Source organism: Bacillus sp. FSL R9-9497 (genome assembly GCF_038005805.1).
Lineage (GTDB): Bacteria > Bacillota > Bacilli > Bacillales > Bacillaceae_G > Bacillus_A > Bacillus_A cereus.
The window spans coordinates 531,073-553,733 of record NZ_JBBOTY010000002.1 but is presented as its reverse complement, the minus strand read 5'-3'; the positions used below and the strand labels follow the sequence as shown (position 1 = coordinate 553,733).

Sequence of the window (22,661 nt, the reverse complement as noted above, 5' to 3'; positions counted from 1 at the left end):
ATCACAATTTTTTTATAAACGTCGCGACTTTATTCAAAACATCGCATCTTTTTTAAAAACATCGTGACTTTATTTACAAGCGACATATAGACATATTTTTCAACCGCTTCCTGTACGTTAAGGGACTCGTTATTCTTTTTACAGTTTTTTATTATGAAATTCTAAATAACTAATTATAATAGGTGAAAAAACGATCAATAGTTGGGTTACGGAAAGGATTCGAAATTACATTCTTTCTCAATACATATTATGGATAAATAAAGTAAAATATGGGTTGGGGTTATGTCTCATGTTGTGTTAATCCTAACAATAACTAAGGGTACATAATATGCTTTCATACCTTTGAATAATTTTGTTATAGGAGGGATGGAGATTTAAATGGCTCAAATTGTTGGTATTGATAGATACCTTTGTACTGGGGCTTTATCTATATGCGTGAGGGCCTTTCCCTAAGTCTTGTCAGGAAGTAAGGAACAGTAGGCAAACACTTATACAATATGAATAGAGGAGAGGAATGCCTTATGAAAATACGTAGTCAAATTACATGTGCAAGTCTGGCCCTTTTAATAGCTGGAAGTTCCCTGTTATATACAACACCAACCTCAATTGTAAAAGCAGAGCCCACGCAAAATGTATCTAGTTCGTTACAAACAAATACTCAACGAGATCGTAATTCCGTCAAGCAAGCAATGCGGGATACATTGCAACTTGGATACCCGGGGATACTTGCTAAAACTTCTGAGGGTGGAAAAACGTGGGGGTATGCCGCTGGAATAGCGGATCTGAGAACCAAGAAACCGATGAAAACAGATTTTCGCTTTCGCATTGGGAGTGTGACGAAGACGTTCACCGCAACAGTTGTACTTCAATTAGTGGGAGAGAATCGCCTGAAGCTAGACGACTACATCGAAAAATGGTTACCTGGTGTCGTTCAAGGAAATGGATATGATGGTAACAAGATTACTATCCGGCATATATTGAACCATACAAGTGGTATCGCTGAATACTCAAGGTCAAAAGACGCTGATTTTACGGATACAAAAAAATCGTATACGGCTGAAGAGTTAGTGAAGATGGGGATTTCTCTACCCCCAGACTTTGAACCAGGAAAGGGCTGGTCTTATTCAAACACAGGATACGTATTACTGGGTATGCTTATTGAAAAAGTAACCAAAAACAGCTATGCGGAAGAGATTGAAAATCGGATTATTGAGCCACTTGAATTGTCGAATACATTCCTACCTGGGAATTCAAGTGTTATTCCAGGCACCAACCATGCCCGTGGATATGACCAACCAGACAGAGCAAGTGAGCTAAAAGACGTTACTTATTATAACCCAAGTGCAGGTAGCTCTGCTGGAGATATGATTTCTACTGCTGACGACTTAAACAAATTCTTCACTTACTTGCTCGGTGGCAAATTACTGAAAGAACAACAACTAAAACAAATGCTTACTACAGTTCCTACAGGAAGAGAAGGAATCGATGGATATGGTCTTGGAATCTATGAAACTAAGCTTCCGAACGGTGTCTCGATATGGGGACACACAGGTGGCATTCTAGGGTTTACTACTCTTGTTGGAGGTACACTTGGAGGCAAGCATACGTTGGTCGTCAATTGGAACAGTTTGGGTAGAGCTGACAGTCCTAATCCTTTTAAAAATATTTTACTTGCTGAATTTAGTAAGTAGGAAAAAGGAAAAATTTACCGTAGTTTTCATAGTTAAAAATATACTTTTCTGGTTCAAAAGCCCCACCTTATTTTCGAGAAAAATTTGGGGCTTTTTTTGTTTTGGTGGCGTTTATTCTTCTTAAGTTGGTGGATGTAGGGTAGCACCACATCACCATCAAGCTAAGGTTTTGAAGTACACACTAAATGAAAATTCTCTTTCTCTTCAATTAGTTATTTTGAGAATTCAACTCATTTTTTCTTTTTGGGGGTATTTACCTTTCTTAAGTTGATGGGCATGGGGTAGCACCACATCGCTATCAAGCTAAGCTTATGCAAAATCAATTTTAGACGAGATTGTTTCTTTTTTCTAAAGGGCAAGTGTAGGTGATTGAAAGATTTGCATACGAAATAAACCCTAACGGGTTTCACTTTTTTGAATTAAGCGGCTTGATTATCAGACAGGGTACAATTGTAAACGACACCTAATATATCAAAGACCGTTTTTTTCTCATATCGATGAGATTTCCGCCCGTTTTGCTGTAGGAGGTTGAACAGGCGAAGTAACACCCTTGATAGCTCTTGGGTGTTTTTTTGTATAGTTTGGAATAGAAGAAGAAAATAGTCTTTAATCATATATATGGCTTTATACTCACTAAGCTCTCGTTTTTTCTTCATGAGGAGCAATTGGCGCATTTGAAACATGATAGAAGAACAGAGTAGAATGGCAATCAATTGACCATATAAATGGCACTCCAATCGTTCTGATTTTATCTTTTTACAATGATGAATTTGAAAGAATGACTTCCACGTTTTAAATAAAATTTCGATTTGCCAACGCAAAGAATACCAGTCATGTACCTGTCCCATCGGGACAATATCTGTAGGGGTGTTTGTCATATATACATTGATACCACTGAGTCGTTTACTACGAGGAGAATACTTCATTCCTTTCTTTTTTTCTCTTACAGCTTGATCTTGTAATCGTTTTTGTTGTTGTTCTTTTGTTAGTCGATGAACAATCACACGAGTTGGGACTTTATCAGTCATTCCTACATAAGCGTTGGATATTTCACATGTTTGTCCTGGTTGAAGAGAGTTCATTAAAACCTCCATATCTATCTGGATATACTCTGTACTTTTCTTGATTCTGCCATCTTGAAAATAATCAGGGTTAGGGTTCTTTTGATAAATACGTGTATTCGATTTGATACGTGAGATATAATAAGCCTTTTTATCTTGTATATGTTGAAGATCTTTCAAATGAAAATAACCTAAATCTCGGATACATAAATCATTCGCTGACACATTTGGGACACACAGAGAACCGTAGGTTCGATCATGTTGTTTACCTGGACCAGTATGAATATGTAGGAACTGTCCACTTAACAAATCATACTCAAGTTGAATTTTTATCCCAGCTGTATGGCTGCATCCTCCTGCACCTGGATAAACGAATGTAAAGGGATCTGGGAGTTGAAATGCGGTTGAATCTAAAATACGAATACGCTTGAAAACAGAATTGTATGGAGAAGAAATCGGAATAGATGAGGCCAGTTTTTGGGTTAGTAGTTCAGCTAATAGGTGTTGTAAAAATTGGACAGCCGCTTGATTAAATCGTTGATTCAGCCCCTCAGGACTGATGAGCACTTCTGTTGATGCTTCCAAGCAGCTAGATAACTGAGTTAAAGAAGTCGTAGCGACATTTTGGCTCATCCATACACATAAAGCGACTAAATCTTTTTCTTGGTATTTACTGGTTCGTTGTACAAAACCAACATCTCTAGCAAGATCTCGCAAGATATTTGGAGATAAAAAGCTTTGAATCTCTTGAGCAAATAGTTGTAATTCGTTAGACACAGAAACAGACATAAAAAACCCCATCCTTTCCTATGATTCTACAGAAAGAATAGCGTATTTTTTCGTTATTTTATAGTAAAATAGGTCTCATGGTATGAATGTACAATTTAGATATTTGCCCAATGAACCATATGCTTTTAGAACTGAGAAAGACCTTGAAATAAATAAGTTATATATTTTAAGACAGTAATGTTCCAAGCAGTATAGATGGGAACGTCAAGAACTTAAATGATTTAAGATTCACACTATATAAAAGTTGAAGTATACGACTAAGGAAAGAGTGCTTTGCAGTGTGCTGCATATTCAAGAATTAATCTTACGTAGGGAGTGCTTATATGAAAAGCATGAAAAATGTAATATTGCTAGTAGTATGTTTCATATTTTTAAGTGGTTGTAATCAAGTTAATGAAGATGAGGTACAAAAATATATAAAAGAAAAACACGGAATCGATGTTGTTGTAACACATATGAGCCCTTTAAATGAAAATAATATGGGACATGCATACCATACTGTGCAAGTAAAGAATAATAAAAATATTCAATTTCGAGTAGAGGTAGATGGTCTCTTCTATTCATCCATAAAAAGTGATGAATACAAATATGGAAAAAAAACATATGAGGCATATCAGAAATTCCAACCAACTCTAGAAGAAATAAAAAAGTTAGGGTACGTGGAAACTAAAACTGATAACACTCTTCAATATTTGTCAGAGGATAGAAGATCAGATGAAGGAAAACCAACTAATGAATTATTATTAACTTTGCAGATGAGTAACGAGATTGATTTTAGCCAATTTGAATCAGTAGAATTAGATCGTTTATATACTCTATTTCAACTCATCCAGAAAAATAATAAAAAGATAACAGAACTTGAAATTAAGGATTATAATGGAAAATCTTTAGGTGGACCTTTTAAAAATGTGCAAAAAATGATAACAAAAGAAGAGCTGTTATTAACAATGAAAAAAACGATGAACAATACCATAGACATTTATTTGGAAAATTGGATTAAAAATCATACAAAAATAGAAGAGAGATTAATTGCAATTCAAAACAATCGTTTTGAATTACAAGGTATTACTTATGCGAATTTGGAATATATGGATATCCGAGGATATAAGGTGAATTTAATTATTAATACCGGTAGTAATGAATTTGAAAATAATCCCCTTGTAATTAAAGATTTAATCAAGGTAACCTCAATCCTTAAAGAAGAACTATATAATAAAAAATTTCAGATATATTTACAAACTAAGAATGGAACAAGATATACACCTTGGTTATCATCAGAAGAAATTAAAAAAGCTATTAACATCGAAGAACTTGTAAAAGAGCGATATCCTAAGAATTAAATTTAAAGTACTGTTGCTGTTTGTTATTTGATGGGAAAGCATGATATTTCGATTTGTTCCGCCAGCTTGCAAATTAGGGTTCAGTTGTAAAGTTTATTAACAGGTAGAAAGTTAGAATAAGTATAGTCGAATCTGATTGAAGAGGAAGTACGACATCATCTTAAATTAGGGGTACAGACACATCGCCATCAAGTTAAAAAACTAATTATCCCCCAAAACGCAAAACACGAGCTTAATTCACATAAACAACTGTAGAGAGATAAAAATTTCGTTATGGGGGTACTTTAAAATCTTAACTTGATGGGCATGGGGTAGCACCAACAAAACGCGAATTTCGTACGCTAAGCAATTTTTTACATAGAAAAAGCCGATTTCCTGTAAGCTAAGGGGGAAAAGTTTTTTACTATTAATTTGTTTATAATGGTCGAAAGAAGATTATAGAAAAGAGCGGCTGAAAGGTTATAGGTATGAGTTGAAGTTGTTGTAAAGCATCTTCATACATTCTCCACTGACTAACGTGATCTGATTGATACTGCGAAATACAAAAAATCCTGCATGTTTGAACCATGCAGGATTTTTTCTAGTCTTTGTTTTTCATAATGTAAGAAACCAGACGAAGGATCTCTAGGTATAACCATACTAATGTCATCATAAGTCCTACTGCGCTGTACCATTCCATATACTTTGGTGCTCCACTATGAGTACCATGTTCAATTGAATCAAAATCTAGTAATAAATCTAATGCAGCAACAACAATTACAATTGCACTTATGATAATACTAATTGTCCCACCTTGATGAATATATGGAACAGTCACCCCTAAGATGCTCAATAAGAAAACAATAAAATACATAATAAAAATTCCAAGTGTTGCAACCGTTACAACCGCACGAAACTTTTTAGTTACTTTTACTATTCGAGTTGCGTATAACACTAACATGGAAAATAAAATCGAAATTGTTAGTAATACGGCAGTTAAAGCGATAGAATCACCAAAGCGCATTGTATAATATGCTGAAATACTTCCTAATAAAACCCCTTGTAATATTGCGTAAATCGGTGCGCAAATTGGGGATATGCGCGGAACGAATATAACCACAAAAGCGACAATTAGAGTAACTATTATAATTCCAATTAACACGGGTATTTTCATTGTCTCTTGTGTCATCTGTACGTAGGAATAGACAGATGCTGCAAGAAGTAAGATAAGCAAAATGAATGTTTTTCCTATCGTTCCACCTATTGTCATCGTAGAAGCGCTTGTCTTCTCTTCATGAAATTTGTCTTTTTTTAACATTGGATTAGATGTTCTCATGCTTTCCTCCCAAAATATCTTTTACTTATAAAGTGATTTTTTATATCTCTAATTTCTTATTGATAATGCGACCTGTAATCGCTACGAGTACAATTATTAACAAGCAAGTAAAACATAGCCCCAAAATAGTGAAATCTTCAATAGGGTAAAATGATGTATCAAAAAAATCATTCTTATCCATGAACCCAGAACTTTTAATAGTAACTGCATATTTCTCTAATTTACTTAACACATTCATTACTATTGTTTGTATTGTTGAAAAGATAGCAACGAAAATGATGAATAAAATTATTTTACTCATCCATGACTTCACTGGAAACAGCCTTATAATGGCTATGATAAAATAACAAGAAATAAGGATACTTATGAAATCGATTCCCCATAAAAGAAAAGCAAATATGTGTTGGAAGATTCCGTAACTATACAACTTGTGATATTCTTGTCGAAATTCTCCGGTTACTTCCCCACCATAAAGACTCGGATTATAACCAATTACTTTTCCATCATAAAGACTTTGTGAAAAATAATATGAAAAAATTAAGCCTATACCTAATAAAATAATAAACATTAATGTAAAAAATAATAAATTCGTATATATATATTTTTGGGTTGGGATGGCTGTATAACGAATCATAGAATTTTTTAATATTTTATTGAAAGAAGGCAGCGCTATTAGAAGAAGTAAAAATGCAGCTATACCAATTATTATTAGGTATATGAGTAATACTAAATCCTTTATAAACGGAGGTAGTACCCTTGAGAGTCCTATCGTACTAAATAAAAGAAGTAAAGAAATAATAATAAAACCAGAATAAAAGACTGCTATTTTTTTTCTATTGCACTTATATAAATAGAGAAAAAGTGGGTTCATTGCTCAAACACCTCCCTAAACAACTCATGTACTGCTTTCCCGTGATGAAAACGAATTTCCTCTACGTTTTCATGTAATATAATAGTTCCGTCTTTTAAAAAGATTACTTCATCAAATATATTTTCGATTTCTTCTATTAAATGAGTTGAAATGAGAATGGTACAATCTTCTCGGTAAAATTTAAGAATTAAATCTAGTACATGTTTTCTAGAAACAAGATCAATTCCACCCAATGGCTCATCTAATATATATAACTTTGCTTTCCTGGAGAAAGTTAAGATAAGTTGTAATTTTTCCACTCCACCTTTTGATAAAGCAACTATATGCTCTTCTAATGGCATTTTAAACTCAGCTATTAAGTCCATTGCCTGATGAAAATCAAAGTCACTATAAAAATCCCGATAGAAAACTACAGCATCTTTTATCGTCATCCACTCGTCAAAAACAGGACTATCAGGCATAAATGAAACAGTTTTCTTTGTTTCTATTCCTACCTTCTGACCTTCAATTGTGATAGTTCCTTTAGAAGGATAACGCAAACCAGCAATCATTTTTAATAATGTCGTTTTTCCGCTACCATTATCACCAACAAGACCAATAATTTTCCCTTCAGAAATTGTTGCACTTAAATCTTGAAGCACTGTTTTTAAGTTATATTTCTTCCACAGATTTTCAATTTTTAATAACTCTGTCATTCGTTTTCCTTCCTTTTCTTTTCTAATGAAGAATGGAGGATTGCAAGAATTTCTTCTTTCGTAAATCCTAAATTGTATATTCATATTTTCAATAGTGCGTTCCCAACCCTATTGAAAAGAAATCTATTCCGTACCACTAAGTAGATCTCTTTCCAGAAAAAGAACCTGTTCTCAATGGAAAACAGGTTCTTTTTTGTTCAAAATCGATAAATTATACTACAACAGTATTGGTTCTTTAATTAATGGTAAATACTCTATACTCATAGCATAATTTAATAACAAATTAATATACTCTTGATTTGGCTCTAAACAATGTATGTTCTTCAAATATCCTTGCGTGTATAAACAAGATGGTATAGCTACTGATAGCTCTTCTACAGATTCTAATAAAGGCATTATGAGCTCTAAAGCTTTCTGTTCATCAGTAGTTAAATTCGTATTAAAAAACTTCTCTATATATTTTTCTTGTTTCATTAACAGGATATCGTATCCAAAAGCTTGTAAACTATTAATAAATTGTTCCCATTTTAGCTGAATTGGATTACAAATATGCATGGTTTTATTTACTGTATTGGCCTTATAAGATAATTCAGTAATAGCTAAACTTCCATAGTCTACAGGCGTTAAATCTACATACGTATTGACGTCAGGAGCTATGCTAGATAGGCATATCCCTTTTAATAATCTATAAAATGCGTTTTCATTAATATTGTATTGAAATTTACCTGTTTTAGAGTTACCCACTAAATTCCCTACACGGTATATTGTGGCACGAACTTCTTTTTCCATTGCTTCTCTGACCATTTTCTCGCCTTGAAACTTACTTTCTAGGTACAGATTATCTAAATTTTGTCCTCTATCAAAATTAGACTCAAAAAATTCAAATTCTTTTGGATCGCTTTCAGCCTGACCTACTACACTTAAAGTCGATATATAATGAAAACGTGCATTTGTGTTCTTAGCTAATTCCAATAAGTATTTTGTAGACTGAACATTTACCTTTTGAAAATGCTCACGTTCTCCATAGTGTCTAACTTCTCCACCACAATGTATGATTGACTCTACCTTATTCTTTAAATGGTCCAGCTGCTTTAAATCTAGACCTAGATTCATCTGAGATAAATCTCCTTCAATTAACTCTACTCTCACCTTCAACTTTTGGAGAATTTCTTTACCGAAATAAAACTCCATTCTTTCTTTTAACTTTGCACCAATTACTTGATCTTCATTTTTTCTTACTAAACAGTAAATAGTCGTAGATGGTAACTGTAATAATCGTTCTAAAATATGTGCTCCTAAATATCCTGTTGCCCCTGTAAGGAAAACTGCTTTTGGATAATTCACCATATCTAACTCACATTCTTCTAATTTAGTTGTTTCATAAACAGGAGTCGTTTTCGTTTCATTTTCCCTACATGCTACATTCATATTTTTCTCTTTCTTGAACGACATATCTTCCATCTCTTCAATATGAGAGGCTAATTTTTCTATGGTTCTATACTTAAAGAAATCTTGAATTTTCAAGTTAGGATATAACGGTTTTAATTTGACTAATGCCGGCATAACTTTTAAAGAATGTCCACCCAAATTAAAGAAATCATCTTTTAAACCTATAGATTTTACGTTTAGAACTTCAGACCATACCTTTGCAATGTTTTTTTGTACTTTAGTTTGAGGCTTAAGTATACACTCATCCTTTTGCTCATGATCAAACTCTATTTCTGGTAGTTTTTCAAAATCAATTTTCCCATTCGCCGTTATTGGTATTTCTAGCACATGAGAGTAATATTTAGGGATCATATATTCTGGCAATACATTTGATAAATGTAAAGCTAACTTATTTTTCTCTATCCCTATACCGTCCACTGTTTTATAATAAGCTTGCAGTAACATTCCATCTTTCGTTTGTGTTACCACAGCCTGACTTATCCCATCAAGTTGTAACATTGCATCTTCTATTTCCCCTAACTCAATTCTATGCCCTCTAATTTTAACCTGCTTATCTTTTCTTCCCATAAATTCTATATTTCCATTTGGTAACCATCTTGCTAAATCACCAGTTCGGTATAATCTTTTGCTATTGTCTTCTGAAAATGGGTTTGAAATAAATGCCTGTTTTGTTTTCTCTTCCTGCTTCCAATACCCTTGGGCCAATCCTAAACTTTCAATATATAATTCACCAATGCCCCCTACCGGACAATGTTGCATATATGAATTCAATATATGAACCTTTGTATTAGAAATTGGAATACCTATCGGTATGCTTCCTAAAAGATTATTTTCATCTTCTAAGACTGGTATGAAATAATACATTGCTGAAACGGTTGCTTCAGTAGGGCCATACTCATTTACCAGCTGTACTTGGTTTTTAAAAGTATTTTGCCAACTTCTAATAGCATTTGTTGATGCAGCCTCCCCTCCCATTATTATAAATCTTAAAGAACGTATCTTTTCGCTATCCAGTTTAGTTAATGAAGTCGATAATTCATTGAAAAATACTGTTGGTAAGTCAGAAATAGTTGCTTGAGTTTTTTGAATGGCTTGAGCATATGCGACAGTTGAATAGCGCTGTTCATCACTTAATAGATATAGTTCTGCCCCATTTAACAAGGTAGAAAAAATTTCTGATACTGAAGAATCAAAACTATGGGAATAAAACTGTGTTACTTTATCATTTGGAGAGATCTGAAACACTTCATTTCTCCATTCAACTAAATTTAATACTCCTTTATGCGTTAATAATGTACCTTTTGGTTTTCCTGTTGAGCCTGAAGTATAAATTACATATGCCAAGTCATCTGGTTTATTTAAAATTTTTACATCATCATTTATAGTCGTACGATATATATCCTCTATTATTGAAACCTTATAATCACTTACATTCAAATGACTTTTAAATTTGTTACTCGTTATAATTCTACATGCCTCACTGTCACGAACTATATAATTTATTCTATCCTCAGGGTATTTTACATCGATTGGTATATAGGCAGCACCGGCTTTTAATATTCCAAGCATAGAAACGATACTATTCATACTTCTATCTAAAAATATGGCTACCTTATCACCTCTTTTTATACCTTTTTCGAGTAAATGTTGAGCTACTTGATTAGAGCTCATATTTAATTGTCTATATGTTAAAGATTCCTTTGCAGTCACTATAGCAATCCGATCGGGTTGTCTATCTACTTGCATATAGAATTGCTCTTGTATATTTTGAAAATAAGGATATGGTCTTTCTGTATGATTTACGTTTTTATATAAAGATTCTTCTTCCTGTGATAGAAATGAAAGATTTTCATATGCCACTGTTCGTCGATGAATAAAGGCGTCCAGTATATTAAGTAAATTTTGAGTAAACCTATTAATTGACTCTTCCTTGAAAAGATTAATATCATACTCAAATGAAACCCCTACATAATCCAATCCTTCTTCAACAGCTAAAGAAATGTCAAACTTACTAATATCTTGTTTATTAGGTAACAACTGAAGCTTGTATGCATCATGTTGCTGCAGAATATCTTTCTGATAACTAAACATAGTAGAAAAAATCGGGTTATTTCCAAAGCTTCTATCAGGATTTATTTGTTCAATTACTTTATCAAATGGGTACGATTGGTTTTGGAATGAATTCAAACATTTCTCTCTCACTACTTGTAATAGCTGTGTTAAATTTTTCACATCATTCAATTGTGTTCTAACCGCTAAGGTATTTACAAAAAAACCTTGTATTTTTTCAAATTCTTGATGATTCCTTCCAACAACCGGTGTACCTACAATAATATCTTTTTGATCCGTTAGATAATGTAACAATTGAATATACGCTGCCAAAAACAGCATATACATAGAAACATTCTCTTGTTCACATACTTGTTTCAAAGACTCTTTCATTTCATTATCTAACTTCATTTCAAATACTGTACCTTTATTTGTACTTTGACGATTCCTACTAAAATCTAAAGGAAGATTTAATATAGGAAGAGGTGCTGCAAGTTCGGCCATCCAATAAGATTTTTCTGTATCCCATCGACCTAAATTTAACTGCGCCTGTTCCCACTCTGCATAATCTACATATCGATTAGAAATAGTTGGCAACTCAGGATTTCTACGTTTAGCAAAGGCAATATATACCTTCATTAATTCATCTAATAAATTCCTTACACTCCACTCATCTGTAATAATGTGATGTAAATTAATATATAAATAAGACTTTTTCTTATTCAGATTAAAAATTCTAATCCTAAAAAGAGGGCCCTTTTCTAAATCAAATGGTGTATGATCCGTTTGATTTATTGTTGTACGTATATATTCTTGTTGTTCTTTTTTAGACATATGTTCAATCTCATCGTGAATCAGATCAATCGCTATTGAGTTTAAAATGACTTGTCTAGGCTCTCCATTTCTTTCAATAAACACTGTTCGTAGCATCTCGTGTCGTTCAACTAAAAATCTTATGGTGTCTTGTAAAATATCCTTATTTAAACTCGGCTCAATATATATGTGTAGTGGTGTATCATATACTCTATTAATGGCGTTATACTTATTTAAAAACCAGATTCTTTTTTGAGCACTTGATAACTGATAACTTTCCTTATCTGCAACTTTTAATACTTGCATCTCCTGTTCTTCCCTATCATGATTTACTGCCATTAATTTATCGATGTAAGCAGATAGACTAGCAATCGTTGTATGCTCAAAAATATCTCTAATTTCAATTTTTAGATGAAACTCTTTTTGAATTTGATTTAACACTTGCACAGCAATTAATGAATGTCCCCCAAGTTTAAAAAAGTCATCATCTCTGCCGATTCTATATTTCCCTAAATTTAAAATCTCTGCCCATGTTTTTGCCAATCTTTTTTCTGTTTCACTTATCGGTGGAACATATTGCTTCTGCATGTTTTCAAGTAAAGATGGGATTTGTAATTCTAATTTTTTTCTATCTAGTTTCCCGCTTGGTGATACAGGAAAACTTTCAAGGTGAAATATATAATTTGGCATCATAAAATCTGGTAAACTTTCACTTAAGAATGTTTTTAATGCCTCTTGTTTTAGTTCTGTATTGTCTTTAGATAAATAAAAACTAACGATTTTGTCGTTTTGATAAGTGAATACTACAGCATCTCTCACCTCTGGATGTTTAAATAATGTTCCTTCGATTTCATCCAGCTCAATTCGATACCCACGTATTTTTACTTGATTATCTTTCCTTCCGATAAATTCTAAATTTCCATTTGGTAAAAGACGGACTAAATCCCCAGTACGATACATCTTTTTATCCTGATTATAGGATTTATCAAAAGAAATAAACGACTCTTCTGTTTTTTCCTTTTGATTTAAATATCCGTTGGCAACTCCATCACCGCCAATAAATAACTCACCTACTACACCTGACGGACATAATGTATTGAACGGACTTACCACGAAAACTTCACTATTAGCAATTGGTTTACCTATTGGAATATTAGAAATTTCTTTTTGTATCTCACCATTTACTTCATACATGGTTGCACATACAGTAGTTTCAGTAGGACCATATGCATTAAGAACTGGAATCTTTAACCCTAGTTTACTTTGCCATTTACGAACTGATTCTGCAGGTAAGGTTTCCCCTCCTACAAATAAACGTTTTACAGAATTTAATTTAAGTAACATTTCTTTTGGCATATCAGCTATTAATTTAAAAAATGCAGTTGGTAAAACCACATTTGTAATACCATTCTTTTGACTTACATTTATAAATTCCTCTGCTGAACGTTTTTCGATTTCAGAAATTAAATGCATTCTTCCTCCACATAGCAAAATCGGAAATATTTCCATAATGGAGGCGTCAAAAATGATCGTTGCAAATTGTAAAAATACATCTTCTTTTCCTAAATGAAATGTATTGATTACTGAATATGATAAATTAACTACGCCTTTATGTGGTACAACGACTCCTTTTGGCAAACCTGTTGAACCTGACGTGTAGATAATATAAGCTGCATCTTCTATGGTATGTGTAGGCGCAATATTTTCTTTAGAATTAGCGTAATGAAAATCTTCTAGATAAATTGTATGAATCGCAAAACTTTCAACCAATCCCCTGTACTCTTTCTTCGTAATAATCATTTGACTTTCGCTATCTTTTAAGATGTATTCTATTCTTTTTTCAGGAAACTTTGGATCAATTGGTACATAAACTCCCCCTGATTTTAGGATACCTAGAATCCATACAATGGTATCAATCTCTCTCTCCATTGTAATACTTACACGTTGTCCCTTTTTCAAATCATTTTCACGTAAATAATTCGCAATTTGATTGGACCTTTGCTGTAATTCATAATAGGTAATGGATTTGTCACCCATTGAAATCGCTATTTGATTTGGCGATTTTAATGCTTGTAGATCGATTAATTGATCTAATGTTTTTAAATTAGGATATGTAAGAACATTTGAGTTCATCTCTTTGTATAGACGATGATCTTTTTCTAAAAGCAAATCCAATGAATGAATAGGTTCATTCACATTCTTCATTAATTTTTGTAACAAATATATATACCTTTCGACTAAATCACTAATACTCTCTGGTTTATATAATGCTGAGTTATAGTCAACCTCAATTTTATTCTCTGTTTCCCCTTCATATCGCATTATTCTCCAAGTCATATTAAAAGGATTTACTCTTTTACAATCTGTTAAAACTGTTGACTCAATATCAGGAATTTTTAATTCCGGTATCTTCATCGTATTAAATGCTGTGGAATATACCATATTATGATTTGTATTTGTATTTAGATTTAAATCTTTTACTATATGTGAGTATGGATTATGTTTATACGTAATAGCTAGATGAATAGATTTATTCACTTTATTAAGTATTCCCTTAAATGTTTCTCCCTTTTCTATTGTTATACGTATAGGTACTGTATTTACAAAATAGCCAAAAGTATTTCGTTCTTCTGTATGTGGTCTAGTATTAATTGGAATACCAACAATTATCTCTTCAGCATTTGTCATTTGATGAAGCAAGGTACAATAAGTACTTAACATTACTCGATAAATACTTATATTATTTTTTTTAGCAAAACATTGTATTTGATAAAATATATCTGAATTAATATTCTTACTTATATTTTTATCTGTATATCTTTTTTCATTCATTTTATTAAAATCAATAGGAAACTCTGTAGGAGTTAAGTCACCTTGTAAATAATCTTTCCAATAAGATAATCCCTCTTTATATATTGCACTATCAATAAAACTCTCCTCATACTTTACGAGGTTCTGATAAGGAGATTCAAATTCTACATTCGTCTTCCCTTGAAGTAATTCACCATACGTATTGGATAATTGTCGGATGAAAACTCCTAAACTCCATCCATCGTAAATAATGTGATGAAACATTAAATGTAAAATAAATGTATCTTCACTGAATTTAATGATGTGGAATTTAAACAAAGGTCCCTCTTCTAAACTAAATTTCTCATTCACTATAGATTCTAAGAAATTTTTTAAAATAGATTTTTGTTCTGTGTTTTTAAAAGCAATTAAATCTTTAATTGGTATATCAAATTCTACATTCTTTTGAATTAATTGCTTTATTTTTTCATCCCTCTTCTTAAATATTGTACGTAGCGCCGGATGTGATTGCACTATTACGGTAAGCGCTTTCTTCAAGACCTCTATTTGAAGTTTTCCTTTTAACTTTATTATAATCGGTTCATTGTTCATTCCTTTTTCTATTTCCATTTGATGAGCTATCCATAATGCTTCTTGGCCTACCGTTGCATCCAATTCTTCTACAATTTCATATTTCTTTTGTATTTCCTTCATATGAATTTCTCCTTTTATAAATATTTAAAAACGGATAATATTTACAGTTACAACTATATGTACATATTCTGCAATTTGTAAATCTATATTTTCCGACTAAATTCAACATTTATTTCGCTTATTGCATAGTTATTAAAATTATGAATAAAACTCATATTTATACTGTAACAGTTCATACTTTTATTCAATTTAAGCATAAAAAACCATTTCACTAATAATTCTAATTTCTTTTTATACAGTAATCTTACATATTTTATTAAAGGAAATAGTCTAATTTATACTCCAAAAATAAATTCAAGAATATTCCAACTGGTCACTATATATACTTCTAATAACATAAACTGTAAAGGAGGAGTCCGTACATAATGGAATATAGATTATTAGGTAACACCGGGTTAATAGTTTCAGAGATAGGATTCGGTTCATGGGCGATTGGTGGAGATGAATGGGGAGCAGTAAAAGATAATGAATCACTTGATGCAATTGAGAAAGCAATTGACCTAGGGGTCAATTTTATTGACACTGCTGATGTTTATGGATTAGGTCATAGTGAAACACTCGTTGCAAAAGCTATAAATAATCGCAGGCAGGATATCATTCTTTCTACAAAAGGTGGATTAATTGGTCATCATTATGACCCAAATCAACCAGCTATTTATGGAGATCCTCAAAAGATCATTGATGCGTTTGAGGCTAGTTTACTGCGGCTTAAAACGGATTATATAGATGTGTACTTTTGTCATATTTGGTGGGATAAACATGAAGAAACAGAAGCCTTTCTACAAGCTTTCCAAACCTTAAAAAAATCTGGCAAAGTGAGAGCCGTTGGTGTTTCTACTAATGATTTAGATTATATAAAACATTTTAATCAAGATAATGATTTAGATGTCGTACAATTCGATTATAGTATTTTGAATAAAGAACCTGAAAAAGACATCCTTCCTTATATTGAAAAACATAATTTAGGTGCTGTGATAAGAGGTCCACTTAAGATGGGAATTTTAACTGGGAAATTTAATCATGAAACTCAATTTCCAGACGATGATTTAAGAAAAGATTGGCCAAAAGAAAAGTGGTTTAAAGATAGCTTAAACAAAGTAGAAAAATTACGTTCACTTGTACGATCAAATAGAAGTTTAGCGCAAGTCGCCTTACGTTATGTTTTAAGTCATCCAGCAGTTTCAGTTGCTATTCCTGGTGCAAAAAATTCTACCCAGGTTGAAGAAAACTCTTCCCACTTAACTCGTCCATTATTATTAGATAATGAAATTGAATTCATTAAAAAGCTTTGATCAGCTCGTTATTCTCCCATAAAAATCAAACTGATTTAGCTACCAAATCCATACCATTACTTCTTCTCCACTAGAACATATCTTTAACACTTACACCTTATTTTTTCTCTTTTCCCAACAATATCTACAGTTTATAAGGTAGTTGAGCTCTTATATTCAACTACCTTATAATAGTTCTACATTATATTAAAATATCTACTACATTAATTGAATACATGCTAAGGCAACATGCAAACCGAATAAACAATTAATTCAGAAATATTTTTAGAAACTTCATTATCTCACAATTACTTTTTTTAAAATAAATCAAAAAATTTTTCTTTACTTTAAATTCCATAATTCATATAATCTTCTATGGAATTACATTTTTTTCTAAATAGCTCCTCATTTCTAAGTATTCAAAAGGGCAATTACAAATTATTATACCCTTATGTTTAACCAAGTAAAATAAAAATCCAGTTTTTCACAAGGAGAAGTGACTGCATGCAAGATATTTTAAAACTATTTCCGAGCGTTGACGGAAATGAAGAAAAACAACAACTTTTATTAGAATCTATGCAGAAAATAATTAAAAATCTTGACCAATTAAAAAATGAAGAGCGAGCTACTTTAGGTAAATGTGAGGAAAAATCAGAAGGATACTACAATGACTTAATTCACCAAAGTTATATTCCACTAGCTGGAATTACTATGTCTGAGGTTATAGAAGAGCTAAACCAATTTATGAATGGTCATCCGTATCCAAATAAATATTACTTGTCTAACGCTGTACCACTACCAAGTATACCTTCACTATTAGGGGTAATCACCATGGCCCTTTTAAATGGTAATGGCGTTTGGGATGTATATGGTCCAGGGGCAGCAGAAGCAGAAGTGAAAGTGGTATCCATGCTTTCAAAACTGATAGGTTATAATCCACATAATAGCGGTGGATATACCACATGGGGTGGACAAGGTTGTGTATTTTCGAGCTTACGTTTAGCAATTTCTAAACAATTTCCATCGGCAAAAGAACATGGTGCTCCACAAAATGTATATTGCTTTGCTTCTGAAAATGCACATTATAGTTTATTAAAGTCAGCTGAAGCAACTGGTATTGGGTCAAATCACTTAATAAAAGTGAAAACTGATCCTTATACAAGTTCTATGGATATAGAAGATTTAGAGGCTAAAATGATACAAGTTATTAACAATGGCGGTATCCCCCTTTATATTCTAGCTACCATGGGATCAACAGACACATTTACTATTGATGATATAAGAAAAATTAAAGAGAGCGCTGAAGCAATACAGAAAAAATATAAATTAAAACCGATTTATATCCATGCTGATTCTGCAATGGGCGGATTCTATAGTTTCTTTAATAATTATAGTTTTGAAGAAAATCCACTCTCATTTGAATCTAATGTAAAAAATGCCTTACAATACGTACAAGATAAAATGCAATATATGTCCCTTGCAGATAGTGTATGTTTTGATTTTCATAAATTAGGACAAACACCTTATGCTTCAAGTATTTTAATCGTAAAAAATCATACTGATTTACAACTGATGGACATTGAACAAGATGATACACCTTATCTTGGTAATAGATCATATGGGAGTTATCATACAGGCTATACCTTAGAATGTTCACGAGCTGGTAGTGCTATTCCGATGTATATCAATCTATTAGCCTTTGGAATTGAAGGATATCAAAAATTATTAGCAAATTATATTCGTGTAAATCTATTATTTAGAGAGAAGTTGCGCACGGCCCTGCCTCAAGTTGCAATCACAAATGATTTTACATATGGACCAATTACAACTTTCCGTTTCTATCTGAATGGAGATGGCCAAGAAAATTGGGAAAAAGAACGAATAGGTCTTGCAACAAAGGAAGAAATTGAGGATACAAACCGATTAAATATAGAACTATTTAATTACCTAGGAAAAAATCGCGATCAAGTATTTTTTGGTGATACAACTCGTTCTTGTGTAGTAGATGTAATAAACAGTTATGATAGAAATCCGATTTCTACATTAAAATTCTTTTCTATCTCTCCATATACAACTGTTGAATGTATAGATGAGATCGTAGAATTTCTTTATAAACATATTTCGATTGCTACTAAACAGATTCATTCATATGTTTAATAACCATTTTTGTTAGCGCTTTAATAATTAAGCTTAACTAAATGAAATAAAATTTTTAATCCTTTTAATTACTATTAACTATATCAGGAAAGAGGAAAAACATATGAATATAGAGCTACTAGATACACACCACGTGAAAGAGGCAGCACATTTACTTGCACATTCTTTTGTGAATAATGAACCTCTTGTAAGCAATTTACAAATTCCTTTTGCTTCTTTTCACAAAATGTGCGAAGAAATGATGAAACAAGCTGTATCTCAAGCTATGTCATTTGTAGCAATAGAAAATTTTCAAATTGTTGGAGTTCTTTTAACCAAAAAAGTAACCCAGCCACTAATAGATACAGAGAAAGCGATTGAACTATGCCCGCAAATGGAACCTATTTTTCACCTTTTAGATACATTAGAGACAGAATCTATTGAGTTTTCTCATTTAGATAAAGAAAAATTGGTCTATCTAGATATGGGCGCTTGTCATCCAGATTGGATGGGAAGTGGTATAGTCACTACCCTGCTTTCACATGCCATTCAAGAAATAAGTAAAAGAGATTTTGATTTTATTGCTGCTTGTACAAATAAAATTTCTCAAAAAATCCTAAAAAAACTGTGTACGACCTATGAAATGAATGAAATAGTGTATAGTAATTTTCTTTATAAGGAAGCATACCCCTTTGCTAATACAACAACTTCCTTAACAGCTCAATTACTATATATACCTCAATCTCAATTCGTCATTAAAGCCATATAAATTTGTAAAGAAAACTAGCTGTACTTTTGTGCAGCTGCTTTTTTTTATAGAGTAAATTAGTAATAGATATTCTTACATAAGTGCTACCTTTCACACTTTAACTTCTTGGCATTCAATAGCCACTTTCTCAGTATGCCTTATTTCTTTGCTTAGCCTACCTAAAGATCCCCTTCTATTTATTTCAACATGTTTCATTATGCTTTAATTTCATATGCTCCTTTATTTCATCTATACAAGTAACTTAGACACTTCTCCCTATTTAATAACTAATCTTTTACTTTTTAAGTAACGATTGATACACATCTTCCCACTCTTAAGTACTTTAAAATTTATTACCTAATAACCCCTTAACAATCCCTGTAATTCTTACAATTCTCTTTCATTTTGTTTATCTATCCATTCATCCCCCATATCCTTTATCTACCTAATCTTCCCCAACGAATCCAATGTAAAATTCATGATAAAAGGAAACAACCGTTTCATATTTAGCATTTAAGAAAAAAGAGTGAGAATTACTGGATTCCCCTTTCTTTTCATCCTTTTTAGAAGCTCTTTAAAGTCTAATTCTATTACATTCCTGCTAGGTAACATGTCTACTAATCATTAACAATTTGTATAGCTATTTGAACTACCCCCACTTTCACTTCGTTTAGAAGTGGGGGGATTCCTAAGTAAAGAGTTCTATCGAACTCTAATTGATTAGGCTATCTCCGCAGTCCTTGCGGTTAGAAGCCTTATCGCTTCATTCTTAAGATTGATACTTGCGTTAATATCCCTATCATGGTGTGTACGACAAGAAGGACAGTCCCATTCACGTAGGTTTAGATCTTTAACGTCTTTATTTTGATACCCACAACAAGAACATAATTGGCTGGAAGCAAATGTTTTCGATACGACAATGACTTGTTTGCCATACCATTTTGCTTTGTATTCTAACATGGATCGAAATTGCGACCATGATACTTCACTAATTGCTTTTGCTAACTTATGATTCTTTAACATATTCGATACTTGCAAATCCTCTATACCGATAACATCGTGGTTTTTGATGATTTCGGTTGAAATTTTGTCCAGGTAATCTTTTCTAGCATTTGATATGTATTCATGAATTCTAGCTACCTTTACTCGTTGTTTATTCCAGCGAGAAGATCCTCTCATTCTTCTAGAAAGAACACGCTGTGCTTTCGCTAACTTATCTTCTAATGCTCGGAAAAACTTCGGATTTTTATAGTGTGTTCCATTTGACAAAATAGCGAAATCTTTTAGTCCTACATCTATTCCAATGTAAGAATGTGTTTTCGGAAGTTCTTGTACTTCTGTTTCCACTAACAATGACACAAAATATCTACCAGAAGGGTTCCGTCTAACTGTAGCATTTACAATACGTCCCTCTACTTCACGACTTTTGGCAAATCGAACAAGGCCTAGTTTCGGCAACTTTATTTTGTTCCCTATAACGGCAATGTTTTCATTTGTTTGTTTTGTGGTATAAGATTGTACGTTGTTCTTCTTAGATTTAAAGCGCGGTGCGCTGTTTTGTTTTTTAAAAAAGCGCATATAAGCATCCGCAAGGTTGCGAACGGACGACTGAATCGCAATACTATCCACTTCTTTTAGCCAAACAAGCTCTTTCTTCATGGCAGGTAGTTTTGCAGAGCATGCACCATAGGTCAAGCCTTTTCCTGTCTCTTTGTATGCATGATCCCATAAGGATAAGAAATAATTGAATACAAAACGAGAACACCCAATCGTTTTGTTAATTAGAATTGCTTGTGCTTGATTTGGATAGATACGAAACTTATAGGCTTTATTCATCATTATTTGATTCACCTCCATTTCGGTATATGACTATTATACACCAAACGTACATTCGATAGATAGTGGAGTAATACTTTCTATATGTCGAACAATTAAGATGGCTTCCTGCCATCCCTTGTTCGAAGCCAATTCATCTCCCACCTACTCACTAGACTGTGACCCTTCACGCTCCTTGAGGAAGGAGTCTTCTTGGCTAAAATGATAAATAATACAAAAGTCATCACCGAAGTGCAGCTTTAAAATAAAGTTTTTGTTTAGCTACCTTTCATTTCCGAATAATATTTTTAACCCTGTTGATACTATTTCTGCAACTTAAAGTTACAAACTATTCCTGTAAGCATAGCGTTTCTTTTGTACAACGAGCAGTTAGTTTTATTAACTAGCTGCTTTGGTGTGCAAAATGAAGTTTTTGTCCAAGTTTTTCACCATTTGATAAAATAAACATAATAATAGTTAATGAACAGACATTTATAATCAATCTCCTAAGGAGCACTTTAATTAGGTGCTCCTTTCTACATATACAATTTAGATATCGTTGCGATATATAACTTTGAAGTTATCTCCATCTTTTCCCCGGCTTAACACTGTACGCGCGACTTTCATTGCATACAGCGTCCCATCTTATCCTTTTATACTAAAGCAACTAGATTACGAACAATATTGTACTCACCGATGTATTCATTCCCTTTTCTTACGAAAGGTCCCATCATCTTACTCGATCCTGTGAGTTACATATAGTTGATTTAGTTTTCAACGAATAAGACTAGGGACTATCCCTCCACATTTGTTACATGCTTCGTTGATACGTGTCCCCACCTTCACAAGAACAAATCAATTTCGGTTCGTTAGAACCGTATATGCACCTGTCTTCTAGTAGGCTTTGGTGACATTTTCTTGCTTACCACGTTCCGATTGACTTAGCTATACATATATCCTTAGGTGCTTGCTGTAAGCCTGTTATCTTTACATCCTCATCGTTAGATGTTCCGAATTTCATATCATTTACTCTTACTTTTCGGTAGATAACATCGTCATTAACGACATACACATTTCTAATGTATTAATCCTTTAGAGCCGTACATTCTCACCA

11 protein-coding genes and 1 pseudogene are annotated in these 22,661 nt (G+C 32.7%); 5 read left to right on the top strand and 7 right to left on the bottom strand.

The genetic code is table 11. The features are described 5' to 3' along the window. Positions 1–521: 521 nt before the first annotated feature. Positions 522–1,691 (top strand): serine hydrolase domain-containing protein, encoded by a 1,170-nt coding sequence (locus tag MKY21_RS30155; RefSeq protein ID WP_341078437.1) that lies wholly within the window; start codon positions 522–524, stop codon positions 1,689–1,691. A gap of 419 nt (positions 1,692–2,110) precedes the next feature. Here MKY21_RS30155 and MKY21_RS30150 read toward each other — a convergent pair whose 3' ends face one another. Next, the gene (locus MKY21_RS30150) at positions 2,111–3,541 is read right to left on the bottom strand and encodes an IS4 family transposase (protein WP_070183592.1); all 1,431 of its coding nucleotides are present in this window, start codon (positions 3,539–3,541) and stop codon (positions 2,111–2,113) included. A gap of 323 nt (positions 3,542–3,864) precedes the next feature. Here MKY21_RS30150 and MKY21_RS30145 point away from each other — a divergent pair, with 323 nt between their 5' ends. Continuing rightward, positions 3,865–4,881 (top strand): hypothetical protein, encoded by a 1,017-nt coding sequence (locus MKY21_RS30145; protein WP_341078433.1) that lies wholly within the window; start codon positions 3,865–3,867, stop codon positions 4,879–4,881. A gap of 580 nt (positions 4,882–5,461) precedes the next feature. On the opposite strand, the gene MKY21_RS30140 is transcribed toward MKY21_RS30145, so the two are convergent. The 5 genes and pseudogenes from MKY21_RS30140 to MKY21_RS30120 form a co-directional block, all read right to left on the bottom strand. After that, positions 5,462–6,196 (bottom strand): Bax inhibitor-1/YccA family protein, encoded by a 735-nt coding sequence (locus MKY21_RS30140; protein ID WP_098294311.1) that lies wholly within the window; start codon positions 6,194–6,196, stop codon positions 5,462–5,464. Positions 6,197–6,236: 40 nt separating this feature from the next. Next, entirely contained in the window at positions 6,237–7,067 is an 831-nt protein-coding gene (locus tag MKY21_RS30135) for an ABC transporter permease (protein ID WP_098472695.1), read from the bottom strand. After that, positions 7,064–7,762: an ABC transporter ATP-binding protein gene (locus MKY21_RS30130; RefSeq protein WP_341078431.1), complete on the bottom strand. Its 699-nt coding sequence runs from the start codon at positions 7,760–7,762 to the stop codon at positions 7,064–7,066. Before MKY21_RS30130 ends, MKY21_RS30135 begins: the two co-directional genes overlap by 4 nt. After that, positions 7,759–7,836 (bottom strand): annotated as a pseudogene (locus MKY21_RS30125) (GntR family transcriptional regulator); the annotation flags it as partial. The gene MKY21_RS30130 and the pseudogene MKY21_RS30125, both read right to left, overlap by 4 nt. Positions 7,837–7,978: 142 nt before the next feature. Further along, positions 7,979–15,577, bottom strand: coding sequence for a non-ribosomal peptide synthetase (locus tag MKY21_RS30120; RefSeq protein WP_341078427.1), 7,599 nt, complete (start codon positions 15,575–15,577; stop codon positions 7,979–7,981). Positions 15,578–15,942: 365 nt separating this feature from the next. Between MKY21_RS30120 and MKY21_RS30115 the strand changes: the two genes are divergently transcribed. The 3 genes from MKY21_RS30115 to MKY21_RS30105 all read left to right on the top strand — a co-directional run bounded on the left by MKY21_RS30115 (position 15,943) and on the right by MKY21_RS30105 (position 19,753). Beyond that, positions 15,943–16,869, top strand: a complete 927-nt coding sequence (locus MKY21_RS30115) for an aldo/keto reductase (RefSeq protein WP_000456655.1) — start codon at positions 15,943–15,945, stop codon at positions 16,867–16,869. A 483-nt stretch (positions 16,870–17,352) separates the two neighbouring features. After that, complete coding sequence (locus tag MKY21_RS30110; protein ID WP_341078423.1) at positions 17,353–19,005, top strand: pyridoxal phosphate-dependent decarboxylase family protein; 1,653 nt, start codon at positions 17,353–17,355, stop codon at positions 19,003–19,005. A 103-nt stretch (positions 19,006–19,108) separates the two neighbouring features. Then, positions 19,109–19,753 (top strand): hypothetical protein, encoded by a 645-nt coding sequence (locus tag MKY21_RS30105; protein WP_076775557.1) that lies wholly within the window; start codon positions 19,109–19,111, stop codon positions 19,751–19,753. A 699-nt stretch (positions 19,754–20,452) separates the two neighbouring features. On the opposite strand, the gene tnpB is transcribed toward MKY21_RS30105, so the two are convergent. After that, positions 20,453–21,571 carry an IS200/IS605 family element RNA-guided endonuclease TnpB gene (tnpB, locus tag MKY21_RS30100; RefSeq protein ID WP_341078421.1) on the bottom strand — a complete coding sequence of 373 codons (1,119 nt, stop codon included), beginning with the start codon at positions 21,569–21,571 and terminating at the stop codon, positions 20,453–20,455. Positions 21,572–22,661: the final 1,090 nt, after the last annotated feature.